This is a genomic window from Cyanobacteria bacterium GSL.Bin1, from assembly GCA_009909085.1.
Lineage (GTDB): Bacteria > Cyanobacteriota > Cyanobacteriia > Cyanobacteriales > Rubidibacteraceae > Halothece.
This window is the reverse complement of the sequence record JAAANX010000134.1, coordinates 20836-36097: the sequence shown is the minus strand read 5'-3', so window position 1 is coordinate 36097 and position 15262 is coordinate 20836. Positions and strand designations below refer to the sequence as shown.

General features: G+C 44.2%; 13 protein-coding genes. 11 read left to right on the top strand and 2 right to left on the bottom strand.

Annotated elements, in window-relative coordinates; all coding sequences use genetic code 11:
* Nucleotides 1-471: 471 nt before the first annotated feature.
* Both gnd and GVY04_16850 read right to left on the bottom strand, forming a co-directional pair.
* Nucleotides 472-1896 (bottom strand): decarboxylating NADP(+)-dependent phosphogluconate dehydrogenase, encoded by a 1425-nt coding sequence (gnd, locus tag GVY04_16855; GenBank protein NBD17736.1) that lies wholly within the window; start codon nt 1894-1896, stop codon nt 472-474.
* Between the two features lie 107 nt (nt 1897-2003).
* A complete protein-coding gene (locus GVY04_16850) occupies nt 2004-2390 on the bottom strand; it encodes a DUF202 domain-containing protein (GenBank protein ID NBD17735.1) in 387 nt (128 codons plus the stop codon).
* A 175-nt stretch (nt 2391-2565) separates the two neighbouring features.
* Here GVY04_16850 and GVY04_16845 point away from each other — a divergent pair, with 175 nt between their 5' ends.
* From GVY04_16845 to cas1, 11 genes are all read left to right on the top strand, one after another.
* Nucleotides 2566-3081, top strand: a complete 516-nt coding sequence (locus GVY04_16845) for a hypothetical protein (protein NBD17734.1) — start codon at nt 2566-2568, stop codon at nt 3079-3081.
* 14 nt (nt 3082-3095) lie between these two features.
* Entirely contained in the window at nt 3096-5549 is a 2454-nt protein-coding gene (locus GVY04_16840; protein NBD17733.1) for an ATP-binding domain-containing protein, read from the top strand.
* A 30-nt stretch (nt 5550-5579) separates the two neighbouring features.
* On the top strand, nt 5580-6008 hold the full coding sequence (locus GVY04_16835) for a universal stress protein (protein ID NBD17732.1): 429 nt from the start codon (nt 5580-5582) through the stop codon (nt 6006-6008).
* A gap of 53 nt (nt 6009-6061) precedes the next feature.
* Nucleotides 6062-6589, top strand: a complete 528-nt coding sequence (locus GVY04_16830) for a tetratricopeptide repeat protein (protein ID NBD17731.1) — start codon at nt 6062-6064, stop codon at nt 6587-6589.
* A complete protein-coding gene (locus GVY04_16825; GenBank protein ID NBD17730.1) occupies nt 6537-7520 on the top strand; it encodes a WYL domain-containing protein in 984 nt (327 codons plus the stop codon). Before GVY04_16830 ends, GVY04_16825 begins: the two co-directional genes overlap by 53 nt.
* 11 nt (nt 7521-7531) lie before the next feature.
* On the top strand, nt 7532-8191 hold the full coding sequence (gene cas6 / locus GVY04_16820) for a type I-MYXAN CRISPR-associated protein Cas6/Cmx6 (GenBank protein NBD17729.1): 660 nt from the start codon (nt 7532-7534) through the stop codon (nt 8189-8191).
* Nucleotides 8181-10445 (top strand): CRISPR-associated helicase Cas3', encoded by a 2265-nt coding sequence (cas3, locus tag GVY04_16815; GenBank protein NBD17728.1) that lies wholly within the window; start codon nt 8181-8183, stop codon nt 10443-10445. Before cas6 ends, cas3 begins: the two co-directional genes overlap by 11 nt.
* Complete coding sequence (gene cas8a1, locus GVY04_16810; protein ID NBD17727.1) at nt 10442-11944, top strand: type I-MYXAN CRISPR-associated Cas8a1/Cmx1; 1503 nt, start codon at nt 10442-10444, stop codon at nt 11942-11944. Before cas3 ends, cas8a1 begins: the two co-directional genes overlap by 4 nt.
* A gap of 32 nt (nt 11945-11976) precedes the next feature.
* Complete coding sequence (gene cas7i / locus GVY04_16805; GenBank protein ID NBD17726.1) at nt 11977-12840, top strand: type I-B CRISPR-associated protein Cas7/Cst2/DevR; 864 nt, start codon at nt 11977-11979, stop codon at nt 12838-12840.
* Nucleotides 12840-13484 (top strand): CRISPR-associated protein Cas5, encoded by a 645-nt coding sequence (gene cas5, locus GVY04_16800; GenBank protein ID NBD17725.1) that lies wholly within the window; start codon nt 12840-12842, stop codon nt 13482-13484. Before cas7i ends, cas5 begins: the two co-directional genes overlap by 1 nt.
* Nucleotides 13485-13597: 113 nt before the next feature.
* Complete coding sequence (cas1, locus tag GVY04_16795; GenBank protein NBD17724.1) at nt 13598-15259, top strand: type I-MYXAN CRISPR-associated endonuclease Cas1; 1662 nt, start codon at nt 13598-13600, stop codon at nt 15257-15259.
* The last annotated feature ends 3 nt before the right edge of the window (nt 15260-15262 follow it).

Genomic DNA, 15262 nt, shown 5'->3' with positions numbered 1-15262 from the left:
AAACTCAGGAATTTTAATTAAGGAAGTGGGGTTGGGCGTCCGCCTCACTATAAAACGCGAAGGTCGAAAGACTGGAGAAGCCCGCGCTTTATCCGCAGGATAAGCGTCGGGAGTACGTCACTACCAAGAGTACGATCCAATCTCCCGGGCGCATTTAGCATTTGGGGGAGATTCCTTCCTGTATGGGATCAATGGCGCGGGGTCGTACCGCTTTTTCGATGCCCAGAATCATCGATGATCAAAGTGAAATTATTCCTGATTCTCGTCTGATTGCACTTATTCATAAGTTGCAAACGGTGCTCATTTCCCTTTGACGCTTCCCAGTTAGCTTTGCTAATAAAATGATCGATACTTAAAACCCTACTAGATCAGTTATCTGAGCTCAACACGGACGACAAGTAATCACAACCTGAAATTTTTTAAGCACTCGCAACGTTCAAAAAACTCCCCACCAGGGGAGTCAAAAATTGATTACTGATTGTCCATCCATTCGGTATGGAAAAACTCACCCCGCGGTTTATCCGTTCGTTCGTAGGTATGAGCCCCAAAGAAATCGCGCTGCGCTTGTGTCAGATTCTGCGGTAGCCGATCGCGCCGATAACTATCAAAATAATCTAAAGAGGCACTAAAGGCCGGAACCGGAATGCCTAACTGATTAGAAACGGCTAGTACTTCTCGCCAAGCGTCTTGGCGGTCTAAAATAGTTTGTTTAAACTCCGGAGCTAGTAATAAATTGGGGAGTTTCGGGTTTTCCTTGAACGCTGCCTTAATTTTATCTAAGAAGCCAGCGCGAATAATACAACCTCCTTTCCAGATGCGAGCAATTTCGCTCAGATTTAAGTTAAAGCCAAATTCTTCTGACGCTTTCCCCATCAATGCCATACCTTGCGCATAAGAACACATTTTTGAGCAATAAAGGGCATCGCGAATTTTATTAATAAAGGCTTGTGTATCTCCGTCATACTTATTCTTAGGACCCGCTAGTTGTTTATTAGCGGCAGTGCGCTCTTCTTTAAAAGAAGAAATGACTCGGGCATTAACCGCAGCATAAATTGTCGGAATGGGAATCCCTAACTCCAGAGAACTGACCACTGTCCAACGTCCGGTTCCCTTTTGTCCAGCTGAATCAAGAATGACATCAACCAAAGGAAGATTCGTTTCGGGATCAATTTTCTTAAAGATTTCCGCACTAATTTCAATTAAAAAGGAGTTGAGTTCCTCGGTTTGATTCCACTGGGCAAATACTTCGCTCAATTGCTCATGATTCAGTCCCAGCGCATTTTTTAGCAAATCATAAGCCTCGGCAATGAGCTGCATATCGCCATACTCAATACCATTGTGAACCATCTTCACATAATGACCCGCTCCTCCAGGACCAATATAAGTTACGCAGGGACCATCATCGACTTGTGCCGCAATTTTAGTGACAATTGGTTCCACCTTATTATAAGCTTCTGGCGTGCCGCCAGGCATCAAGCTAGGACCGTGGAGTGCGCCTTCTTCACCGCCGCTTACACCCATCCCCATAAAGCCCAAGCCCACTGCTTCTAACTCTTCGGTGCGTCGTTGGGTGTCTTCATACAGAGAGTTGCCACCATCAATAATCATGTCCCCTTCTGCTAAGAGGGGCTTCAGTTGACTAATCACAGCATCCACCGCTTTTCCAGCTTTGACCATTACTAAAATTTTGCGCGGGGGAGCTAATGCCTTGACAAATTCTTCAATTGTGTAAGTATCAGTAACATTTTTTCCTTGCGCTCGTTGCGCCATAAAGGTTTTGGTTTTTTCTGCCGTGCGGTTGTAAACAGCAACAGGAAATCCTCGGCTTTCTACATTGAGTGCCAAGTTTTCTCCCATCACGGCTAAACCAATTACACCAAAGCTAGGTTGTGTCATAAATCGAAATCCGCGATCATCCGAAACTAGTTTGTCTTCAGGATAACGAGAATTTCCTGAATTTTCCCTAAAAAATAGATAAAGATTATCTGGGTCGAAAGGTCTTTCTAAAAGGATGACAGTAGCAGGGGGATGGTACTCAAGGTTGCTAAAATCATGACTGCAACCACCATCAACCAAACTAAACGCTGGCTGGGTTTATATTTCCCTTTTTCAATTTGCCAAAATACTTGTTGGTAACGCCAAGCCGCTAAACTGATCACAATTAAGCCAAAAATGACTAAACTTAATCCTAAAGTTGGAGAATTGAAGTTAGGTCCTTCTAGAGAGAATTCCTGTGCAATCGCGCTTTCAATTTCTCGTAAAAACAGACCAAATCTGGCAGTTGCTAACCCTAAGGCAATTAAAGCCACTGCTGTTCTTAACCAAGCGAGAAAGGTTCGTTCATTGGCTTGATGTTCTCGTTGCCGGTCGTTACTAGACTCCTGATTCATAATCTTGATTTTGAATCACAGGCTTCGCTAACAATTGCTGTATCACTTGCATTGAGGACATCTCTAGTCAATTCCATCAATCATCCAAAATCAGCGCGATCGCGCCTCAACTCAATTATATAGATATAGATAGCCCACTCATGATTCTTGAGTAACACACCTAGTGAATAAATTAATGTCAGCAAAATTTATCAAAATCAGAATTGACGCCCCTACCCGTGAGCGATTTCAACAAAAAGCAAAAGCAGAAGGCGTAACCATGACACAACTGATCCAATGTTGGATCCAAGATTACCTTGCCCAAGAAACGGTTACTACGAATCAAAACTCACAGGAAAAACTGCTCTGGCAACGTCTAGAAGCGTTAGAACAAAAAGTAGAAACAGTCGCTGAAGAACCGACAACAGCGAATCAAGAAACCGAGCATCAATTACAGCAGTATATTCAGTATGTTGACCAACGGATTGATACTTTAGAAAGTGTTGTGATTAATCCCTTACAAAAAGATTTGGGTCAAGTTAAGCATTCTTGGCAGGCACTGTTTAATCAGATTCGTGAATTGGAAGGAAAAGTCAATCAATTCCATACCCAATTAGAAAAGATCCAAGCTGAAACTAAACAAAATTTAGCGCGACTGACTCAGTATATTCATCAAAAACGTAATCCTTCTCAAGATGCTGATCACAGCTGAGGATTACTGAAACAATGGCAAAACTAAATGCCCATTTTATTGCCACTGAACCGTTTGCCCAGGCAGGGCAAAGTGCGGAAAAACAGGTTTGGGAAGCAATACAAGTTGCTTTTGCCCAACGGCAGTGTATTGCTTATTGGCGCTATCCGATTTTTTCTACCGTTGGTCATTTTCGCAAAGAACCGGATATTTTACTGCTCGATCGCGCCCTCGGAATCATTATTATTGAAGTCAAAGCACTCCTCATTAATCAAATCCGACAAATTACAGGACATCTTTGGCACTATCAAAACTTTTATACCAGCAGCGGCAATCCCTATCAGCAAGCAGAAAATCAACTGTTTTCGCTCTTAAATTACTGCGATCGCGAACCGAGTTTAAATCAGCAAATAACCAGTCGTATTTTAGTAGCTTTACCGAACATTCGTTGTACTGATTGGGAAAACCGAGGCTTTCATCATCTTCCCAGCCAACCGCCCCTTCTCTTCGCGGATGATTTAACCGCCACCACCGATTTATTCGCTAAACTGAAGCAGACCCCCCTCCTCACGCAAGGGAACGATCTCAGCGATCAACAATGGCAACTGCTGCTGGCGATTATTAGTGGAACCCCTGTTTATGAAAAGCCCACCCATCGGGTGCTCGCGTCTCCAGAAAGTCGCGGCAAAGTCCTTCAAAAAATTGATCAACACCTCTGCAAACTAGATCAACAACAAGAAAAAATTGGGAAACAAATTCCTCCCGGATGTCAACGGATTCGTGGGATTGCTGGTTCTGGAAAGACGGTTCTTTTGTGTCAAAAAGCAGCGCACATGCATTTGAAATATCCTGACTGGGATATTGCATTGGTTTTCTTTTCGCGCAGCCTCTACCCGGTCATCCTTGATCAACTCTGCTATTGGTTAAATCGCTTTCGGGAGGAGAAACAGCATTTTAACCCTAAAACTTCCAAACTGCAGGTTCTTCATGCCTGGGGGGCGAAGAAACAGCCTGGTCTCTATCGCGTTATTGCCGAAGCCGCAGGGGTATCTCCCCTCACCGTCTCTGATCTGCCCAAGCCAGAACGCTATCAACCGCAGGTTGCCCTAGCCCTTGCTTGTGACCAACTTCTCGCCCAAACTACTATTCCTCAGGTCTTCGATGCCATTCTCATTGACGAAGGACAAGACCTCTTAGTTGATGAAACAATTCAACTCAAAACACCACAACCTTTTTATCAACTGGCCTATCAAGCCCTGCGTCCGGTTCATTCTATGCAACCGCAACAACGCCGACTGATTTGGACTTATGATGAAGCTCAAAGTCTTAATCATCTGAGTATTCCGACGCCCGGTACAATTTTAGGCGAAAAACACGCCCATCTTTTCAGTGGAGAGTATAAAGAGGGGATCCAAAAAACAGAAATCCTCTCTCGCTGTTATCGCTTGCCGCATCCAGTGATGACCTTTGCCCATGGCATCGGCATGGGATTATTAAGACGAGAGGGAATGCTCACTGGCGTCAGACATCCGGAAGACTGGACAGCTTTGGGCTATGAAGTAACTGGAAACTTTCAACCCCAAACCGAAATTACCCTCAAACGCCCACCGGAAAATTCTCCCCACCCTTTACCACAGTTCTGGCAAGGAGAAATTATTCGCTTTCAAAGCTATGCCACCCGCCCAGAAGAATTAACAGCCTTAGCCGATCAAATTTTACTCAATCTGCGCCAGGAAGGCTTACGTCCCAGTCGTCAGATTTTAGTTCTCGTCTTAGGAGAAACCTTTACCGCCCGACGTTTGGAATTAGAAGTGGCACGGTTTCTCTATCAACAAGGCATTGATATTTATCTGCCCAGTGCCCCGGATTGTAATATTTTTGAGACGCCTTCTGCCCAACGTAACCCGAATCAATTTTGGTGTGAAGGGGGCGTAACCGTCTCTCGCATTCATCGGGCAAAAGGACAAGAGGCGGATATGGTCTATATTGTGGGGCTAGATCAAGTGGCACAAGCCGAAGCCAACCTTTATCTGCGGAATCAGTTGTTTACCGCCATTACCCGCACTCGCGCTTGGGTCACGTTAAGCGGTATCGGTGCTTATCCCTTTTATGAAGAGTTACAACAGGTCATTGACAGTGGCGACACCTTTCGCTTTGTTTATCAGCAACCGCCGTTAAGGGAAATTCCCATTACCCCAGTTGGAGAGTTTCTAGCGCGGTATACGGTTGGAGAACGGAATTTTCAAAATATTGATTTACCCAAGGCCGAGTTAAGTCATTTCGATCTTAAAGGATGTAATTTTATTGGGGCCAATTTAGCGGGGGCGAATTTGAGTTTTAGTTGTTTGGAAGGAACAAAATTAGTTGCGGCTAACTTAGAAAATGCCAATTTAAGCCATGCCAATTTAAGGAAGGCAAAATTAGTCGGGGCAAACTTAAAGAATACGTATTTTGAGGGGGCTGATCTGACTTATGCTGATTTATATTAGATCTAGCTCAACCGAAAATAACTAATTGTTATGAGTTTATTCAAGCGCGATCGCGTTTTGGTTCCCATTGATTTTTCCGAATCCTCTTTTCAAGCCCTTGAAGAAGCCATTAAAGAAGTCGAAGATCCTGAGAAGGTTCATATCCTCCACGTTTTACGCCCGCTGAATCCTGGCGATCCGGGAATGATTTGGCATACCGTTGATAATGACACGCGTCGTCGCCATGTCGAGAAAGTCTTTTATAAACGCTGTTCTGATCCCCAGTATAAAAAAGCACCGTTTAATGTGGTGATTGGTAAGCCTGCTAGAAAAATTATCGACTATGCTAAAAAAAATGACATTCAATTGATTATTATTCCCTCTCATGCTCATAAAGGGTTAAACCGCTTTGCGTTGGGATCCGTGGCAGAACGAGTGGTCCGTCAAGCCCCTTGCCCAGTTTTAGTCTTGCGAGGCTAATTGTCCAATCGGTAAGGATACACTGGTAGCAATCCTCTCCTCAAAGATTGCTCATGGGCAATAAAGATCAACCCAATGCGATGAAACAGCACAAGTGGCGAATTTGCTTAGTTGTGTTGGCAGTTGGTGCTGTAGTGGGGATTTGGATTTTTTCCCGCCTTTATGCAATTTATAAAATTCAACGCGCCAATACGTTCGTGCGGAAAGGTCAGTATCGCAGCGCGATCGCGCTTTACGATCAGGGCTTAGAAACATTCCCGAAGGCAGCGAGCATCTGGTTAAATCAAGGATTTGCCTTTGCCCAAGTCAAACGGTTTGAAGACCAACTGCAATCTTACAATCAAGCCCTCACCCTCGATCCGGAACTGATAGAAGCCCTTAACGGCAAAGCTTTAGCCCTCAATGCCTTAGATCTCAATCAAGAAGCCTTAAGCGTCTTTGAAGAACTGTTATTACAAAGCGGAAGTGTTTTTTCCGGGTTGCTATCCTACAATGAAGCCAATCCTCAAAAATTACTAATTTTAAGTGATGTCTCGGCAGTTGGAGAGGCTACTACAAATCGATGGCTTTCTGCGTTCTAAGCAACGTCAAACCAGTGATACTTTAGCCACAGCCCTAGAAGTTAGTGAGCGGACGATTCGGAAAGATTTAGCGTTTTTGCGCGATCGCTATCATGCTCCCTTGGAATACAGCCACAAGCAAGGCTGGTACTATACCGATGCGCAATGGCGTTTGCCTAGTATTACCCTCACGCAAGGGGAATTGTTTGCACTGACTTTAGGGGCAAGAATGTTGCAGGCGTATGCCGGGTCAGCCTACGAAAAGGAGTTAAAAAGCTCGATTCAGAGGCTGGCGGAACGCTTACCCGAGAAAACCAGAATTAATTTAGAACGCTTGGCACAAGAGAGAATTATTTTCCGTTCGGGAGCGGAAATGTTGCATTTTGATCCTCAAGTTTGGGAACAATTGGAGTTAGCTTGTCATAATTCACGGAAAGTTTGGATGCGCTATTACGCAGCCAGTTACAACCAAGAGTCGGAACGAATCATTGAGCCCTATCTAATTGACATTTACCGAGGCTCAAATCCTTATGTCATCGCTTTTTGTCACAAACGTCAGGATTTTCGGGACTTCCGCATTGACCGCATTAGAGAATTACAAGTTCTGGAGGAATCTTTCCAACGGGATCCTAATTTTAATCCCAAGGAGTATCTAGCAAACCGCTTTCAGTACGAACGGGGAAATCAGACTTTCTCAGTGGTTATCTGGTTTGATCGCGCAACCGCGCCGTATATTCGGGAACGGCGCTGGCATATTACTCAAAACATCGTAAAACACGCGGATGGGTCACTGACTTTACAAATGGAAGTACCAGGACTCAATGATATTAAGCGATGGGTGTTGGGTTATGGCAAGGGGGCTGTGGTCAAAGCACCACCGGAATTAGTCACGTTAGTAAAAGCTGAAGTAGAGGAGATGCAGAAATCTTACCAATTGCAAAAAATTAATTGAGGAGTGAAGGGATGGAATTTTTAGAAGTTCAGTTTTCACTGCGGGGTAAAACCTTACCTGCTGATCACGGTTACTTACTCTATTCAGCGATCAAAAAAGCCTTGCAGGAAATAGAAATAGACCTACCGCTCAAAAAAAGGATGATTCCCCCAGAAGTTCTAATTTCTAGTATTCCAGGGATTCCGGATCGCAAGGGAATGCTCTACCTAAACAAGAAATCCCGATTGAGACTGCGTTGCCCTTCCGACCAGGTAAAACGATGGTATCAACTCCAAAATCAGGTTTTTGACCTCAAAGGACATTTAATGCGTTTGGTACAACCGAAATTAACGTTGCCCGAAAGTAGCGAAACCCTGAAGGCTCGGTTAGTGACGTTCAAGCTAGAAAAAATAGACCATAGCGACGTTCCCCGCTACTTTTTAGAATCTTGTCAGAGAGCGTTAGAACATTTAGAAATTGAAGGTCAACCCTTTATTGATAGTAATGAGGAGGGAGACTTAGCAAGACGTGCGATAACGATTCGACAAAGGAAAGTAGTTGGCTATGGCGTAGTTGTGGAAGGACTTAAGGATGATGATTCACTCAAACTACAGCGTTTTGGCTTAGGAGGACGTAAGCACTTTGGTTGTGGCTGGTTTTATCCCATTCGGGAGGTAGATCATGCAGCCTAAATTAAAACCAGACCGATTATTGGCAAAGTCTGTTGAGGGGAAATGGAAAGGGTCTTATAGCTTGGTTGGGCATACTGCTGATGTGGTTCGAGCCGTCAGTCAAATCATTGATACTCTTGGGGTTAGACTAATTCAACAGTTTGATTTAAATTGCAGTTTAGCTTATCTCCGTGACACAACACGCCTTGCTGCTTATCTCCATGACTGGGGAAAGGGGAATGACCATTTTCAAGGAGTTGTTCGTTCAAAAATGTCTGAGGCAACTCCTAAACGGTTTCCAATGGAGAACCCTCAACTGATCAGGCATGAAGTTGCGTCAATTTTACTGGCTTGGGAGTTCCGTAATTGGCTAAAAGAACATCCAGGCGACTTGATGATGGCTTTGGCAGCAGCAGGAGGACATCACCTGAAATTAGGGGGTGAAAGAGGCGAACAAACTGACGAAATTGGAAAACTCCGATCTTGTGGCGATAATCAAATTTATCTTTACCTCTTCCATAAAGATTTCAAAAGGCTATTGCGCTTTGGAATTAAACAAATTGGTTTGCCATCCACTCTCCATTTAACTCATAAACCGAAGACCACCTGGACAGTTACTGAGATTAAACAGCGTTGTGAAGACCTATTGATTGGAGATGATGGATTTGTTGATTGGAATTGCAATTCAAATTTGGTAGCAGTAGTGAAAGCATTGCTGGTGGCAGGTGATGCAATTGGCTCTGCTTTGCCACAAACTCATTTTAAGCTAGACCAATGGATTTCTAGCACACTGGAAGAACATCTCTTAACAGAAGCAGACCTAGAAAGAGTCATTAAAGCTCGTCTGGGAGATCATGACTTGCGCCAGTTTCAAGTTGAACTGGGTAAAATTGAATCTCGGGTTGGGCTGGCAAGAGCAGGTTGTGGTACAGGAAAAACCCTTGGGGCTTATAACTGGGCTAAACGCCATGCTGTTGGACGCAAACTATTTTTTTGTTATCCCACAACAGGAACCAGTACGGAGGGATTTCTGGACTATGTACAAAATGAACTAGAGTCAGTGTTACTCCACTCCAAAGCCGATATCGATCTCGCTTTGGCTAAAACAGGTGAGGAGTCAGATGCTGGTGACAACGTTATGAATGAAGCGGACATTAAGCTGACTTCCTTTAAGGCATGGGATAAACAAGCTGTTGTCTGCACTGTAGATACGGTATTGGGGTTAATGCAGTGCAATCGTCGCCCAATGTACTCTTTTCCCGCTATTGCTAATGCCGCTTTTGTCTTTGATGAAGTTCACTGCTATGACGATGCCTTATTTGGAGCATTGTTACGGTTTTTAGCAACCGTTAAGGCTCCCGTATTACTTATGTCAGCGTCGTTTCTGCCTTCACAGCTTGAGGCAATTAAAAAGGCTGTGGGCGAAGACCCTGAAATTATACCTGGACCGTCAGAGTTGGAGAATCAACATCGATATCGGTTCTTTTATAACGAACAACCGAACTGGGAACGAGTCGAGCAAGAATTAGCTTCTGGGGGAAAAGTACTATGGGTTTGTAACCAAGTCAGCACTGCCATTGGCATTTATGAAGAAGCAAAGCGACGGGGGCTAAATACTCTGCTATATCACAGTCGTTTTAAGTATAAAGATCGCATTGAACATCATCGTTCAGTTATTGATGCTTTTAAAGATGATTGTGAGGAACCTGTATTAGCCGTAACTACTCAAGTTGCTGAAATGTCTTTAGATCTCTCGGCTACCTTGTTGGTTTCTCAAATTGCACACCCTGCTGCTCTGATTCAGCGATTAGGACGTTTGAACCGTCGCTTTTGTGGTCATGCTCTAGATGCGCTATTTTACCCTGATGAAAAACGTTTTCCTTATGACCAAGACCAGCGCGATCGCGCTTTAGCTATGATACAAACCTTTGAGGGAGATGTCTGTCAAGCTGACTTAGCGGGCTGGTTAGAACAAAATGCAACTGAGATTCAACCCAAGCAAGACTCAGTTCTCCTAGATGGCAAATGGCGTACTTATCCCACCTCTTTACGGGAAGGAGGAGTGACGATAACTTCCCTTTTAGAAGAAGATATCAAGAAGATTAAAAAGCTACCAAGCAGTCAACTCAAACTCTACACAGTCCCGTTGCTTGCCGATCCGAAAAAAGTCAAGGAATGGGAACGTTATAAAAACTATCCTGTTGCGCCAACTGAGCAGTGGGAATACTGTCCTCAAAGAGGGGCATTTGCAGTTAAGGAGGAAAATGCACAATGACCCAAATCATTCTTTCTCTTTTTGATCCCGATACGCTGTTGCCCCATCGCGCTGGTACGGCTGGACTTAGCCTTGCTCTATCTGCCCTTTCACAGGAGAATGCCCCTTTGCAATGGGAAACAAATGAAGAAGCGGTTAAACTTTTTTGGGAGTGCAGCGATCGCGAAGTAGTTAAATGGTTAGTCAGCAACACTTATCAAATCCAAGACGGCTATCTAAATGTCCCAGCGCTCAAACTTGACCGTCAAGGAAAATACACCTTTACTCAGGGAGTTACTTCAACTCTGTTGCAACATGGACAGCAGCGATCCCTAAGCAAAAATAGTGTAGCAATCAATTTTCAAATTGATGAGGGGCAACCAGAAATTCAGTTGAATGTTCGACCGCTCTTAGAGTGCTACTACACCCGAGACTTAAAAGAAGCGTTCACCAGTAAAGGGAAATTCAAATCGGAAATTCCTCTCAAGGGACACCATTTACCGGGATTGGTAGAATCTTTCGTTAATGGTGCTTATAAAGAATCTCCAAAAGGATTTCTTGCTTTGCTTTTTTTGCCGCTTGCCTGTGGCTATTACAGTTTACCAGGGTGGCGTTCAGCACTAGTAATTCCAGAAGTGATTAATCTAAAAGAATGGATGCGCCGCCGGCAAAGTTTTTCTGGGCGAACTTATAAGCATTTTCGTTCTAGTAGTGCTGGAGAATCAGGTCTCAAATTCCTGCTTCAAGAGCAGACGGCTTCAGATGCAAAAACTTTCAAAGTTAACTATTGCGAGGTTTATCAACTGGGAGGACAGCCTTGGGATACCAGTCAAACTTACTTGAAACAAGCCGTCTATAGAATTCATCCAACTAAGGAGATGCTCTCTCTCTATGAAGAAGCATCATATTTATTTCCCTCCAGAGTTGTCAAAAACGACAAAGGGGAAACTTGGTTGGCAGTGTCTAAAGTTTTACCTTGGATTGCAGATAATTTGATTGCAGGCAATCCTTGGTATACAGGCTTTTATGAGTTTCGCAAGGCAAATGAACTTTATGGTGAACGACAAGGACTAGTAAAAATGACGCAGCAATATCTAACCGAAGAAGAACGCTCATTATTTGACGCAGTGCAAGGTGCCTTCAAAGTCATGCTGGCTAATGAACATCAAGAAGCGACGAAGCAGGGGCGACAGCTTGATTATAAGCAAGTCACAGATAAAGCAATTTATCGGTTACAACGCCCTAGCTCTCAGCAACAATTTGCAACCGCTTTAGTCAGTTTCCTGAGCCGATTTCGCGCTCACTCAGCAAAGGGTAAGGGCTTAGAAATCTACGGCTGGCTTCAAAGTAACAATAATTGGCGTCGAGCTAGAGATTTAGCTTTGCTTGCCATTGCTACCTATAAAGGGAAACAACAAGACCAAGCTGAAAGTTCTAACGCTGAAGATAATGGCTTGACACCAGAGGTAGAAAACGTAGATCAAGTCGAGTCACAAAGCTATGAATATCCTCTCACTTAATTTTGACACTTACTCAAAAGGAGAATTAATTAATGTCTAAACATCTTTTCGCAACCATCGTTACTCCCACTGCTGTTGCTGCTAATAATCGCGGAGAAGGTGATGGCAGTACTTTAGCCACATTACAAAAAATCACCCGAGGGTACGACCAATACACAACCGTGAGTGCAGAAGCCATTCGCTGGGCGCTACGGGAGTATTTTCAACACCATCATCCAGAAGAAGTGAATCGAACGTTTGATCCCGATCAAGACCAGTATCATTTTAAAGATGAGCGGTGCAGTGCTGAGCAATTTATCGACGATGATCTTTTTGGCTACATGGATGCCAAGAAAGATAAAGAAAATAAAAATGCAACCATCAAGCGTCGCGGTGTACTTGAAGTGAGTCGTGCAATTAGCTTGGATCCTTATTGGGGAGATGTTGCCTTCGGTTCTAAAGGCGGACAGAAAGGGAAAACTTCAATTCATAGCACAGAAGTTCACTGCACTGCTTATCAATACACCATTGCCTTAACGCCAGAACATCTACAACAGCGAAAACGAGCAGGAGACGCTTTAGATGCTCTCATTAGTATTCAGCACGTCGGCGGTAACCATTCCCGTTTTCTTTACGAATTTCGCCCCGAGTCAATTGTATTGCGGGTAACTGATGACCCTAGTCCTTGGATTATGGGATGCTTTGCTCGGATTGGAAATGATGTAGGTTGTCATGAATTAGAGCGTCTTATTAAAGCAGGCGACATTGATCCCAAGGAAGTAATTGTGGGTGGGAAGATTGCCAATACTCCCTATGGACAAGCGTTACGAGATTTAGGAGTCAGTGTGAAAGATGGTGTGAAAGCAGCGAAGGAGGAGGCAAAAGCGAAATTAACTGAAGTGGGAGTATTAGCTTAATGGAGGAATCTCTTTACATAGATTGTCCCTGCACTAGTTTTCCTCGGAGTTTTGCACGGGACTATAGCGAAACTTACCATTATCCCCCTCTCTCAACACTCTATGGCTTTTTGCTATCTTTTATTGGAGAGACTGATTTAACTGCACATTTGGGTGTCAAATTAGCAATCGGGGTCGTTGGAGAAGAAACGACAATTTCTCGAATTGTTCGTAAGCAACGCCATCACAAATTTAGCAAACAGCATCTAGGAACCTATCCCAGCAGTAAATTTTCTAAGCCCAATTTTCAAGAAATTTTAACTGATTTACAACTGGTTATCCGAGTTAATTCTATAGAAGAAACAGGGGTCATTACCTTAGAAGAAAGAATTATTATTGCTCTGGAAACTCCTGAAAAGATTAACCGTTTCGGAGGGTTATCCCTTGGTGAATCTTGGGCGTTAGTCAATGGAATTCGGCTTTATCGAGAGAGTGATGGTACAGTTTGCTGGCTCGTCAAAGATAAGCGCGGTCTAATTAGTTTACCAATTTGGATTGACCGAAAGACAACCCGAGGAACCTTTCAACGATTTTCATTGAGTGAAACGAATGCTGAGTTTTCTGAATTGAGTTGGGTTATGATTCAACAACTTGGAAATCAATAGTAATTAGAATTTTTGACAATTTTTAAATAAGTTCTGAACTCGGAATCATTTTTTCCGGGTCTTTTTTTTAAAGTGAAATCATCACTAAAAATTCTGATTTGAGGTCTCAACTTATGACATCAGTTATTACACCAACAACAGAAACAAAGACGATTCGGGTTTCGGCACTCCATGCCCTTGCTTATTGCTCCCGCTTATTCTACCTCGAAGAAGTGGAAGAACTTTACACCCAAGATGCTGCGGTGTTTGCGGGGCGACGACTCCATGCCGAGTTGGAAAAACAAGAAGGAGAAGAGTGGGAAGACCTTTATTTGGAAAGTAAAGAATTGGGATTGCGGGGGCGAGTGGATGCACTCCGTACTCGCGACGGTCAAACCATTCCCTATGAACATAAGCGGGGGCGTAGTCATCGCGATCAAAATAAACAACCCCAAGCCTGGGACAGTGATCGCGCACAAATTTTAGCTTATTGCTATCTGATTGAGTCAGCACTGGGAATTACGGTTACCGAAGGACGCATCCGTTATCATGCCGATAATGTTCTGATTCATGTGCCGTTTGATGATGAAGGGCGAAACACCGTTAAAGAAGCAATCAAACGAGCAAATCAGCTTCGAGTTTCTCCCTCTCGTCCACCGGTTACAGAGAATGAAAGATTGTGTCAGCGTTGTTCTCTCGCCCCGGTTTGTTTACCGGAAGAAGCGCGACTAGCTCACAACAAAGAATGGGAACCGATTCGCCTCTTCCCGAAAGACGAGGAACGAGAGGTCATTCATGTTCTCGAACCGGGAACGGCAGTGGGGCGTACTGGAGAACAGTTAAAGATTACTCGTCGCGGTCAATCCCCGGAAAAAATTCCCGTTCAACAAGTGGGACAGTTGGTTTTACATAGCTTCTCGCAAATTTCCACCCAAGCCCTTCATTTCTGCGCCCGCCAACAAGTAGGAGTTCATTTCATCTCAGGTGGCGGTCGCTATGTAGGTAGTTTTGACACGCGCCAAGGGAGTATTCAGCGCCGTCTCGGTCAGTACCGGGCGTTAAGCAATCCCGAACAATGCCTAGCTTTAGCCAAACAGTTGGTCAAATGTCGCGGTCAAGGACAGCGGAAGTTCCTGATGCGCGGTCGGCGGGGATTAAAAGACGTTTCGGCAAAGCTGGAAACGGTCATTAAACAGATGAAGGCGCTGTTGAAACAAGTTGAAAAAGCGCAGTCGTTGGAAACGTTGCTGGGATTAGAAGGAAATTTAGCGTCTCTTTATTTTTCCGGGTTGCCCTGCTTGATTGCACGAGAAGTTCCTTCCTCGCTACGGTTTTCTAAGCGAACCCGACGCCCCCCAGAAGACCGCTTTAATGCCTTGCTGAGCTTTGGTTACTCACTGTTGATTAAAGATGTGACCAATGCCATTTTAGCAGTGGGGTTAGAACCGGCTTTAGGATTCTATCATCAACCCCGTTCTCAAGCCCCTCCGTTGGCTTTGGATCTCATGGAAATTTTCCGGGTTCCGTTAGTGGATTTAATTGTTATCGGTTCCATTAATCGTAAGCAATGGGAAGTGGAAGCGGACTTTGAAGTGCGAGGAACACAAGTTTGGTTGAGCCAAAGTGGGAGAGAAAAGTTTGTCGGTTTGTATGAACACCGCAAGCAGGAAAGTTGGAAACACCCCGCAACGGGCTACTCCTTAACTTATCGTCGCCTAATCGAATTGGAGGTGCGACTTTTGGAAAAGGAATGGCTCGGAGAAGGCGGATTATTTGGTCAGTTAAATGTTCGATAGGAG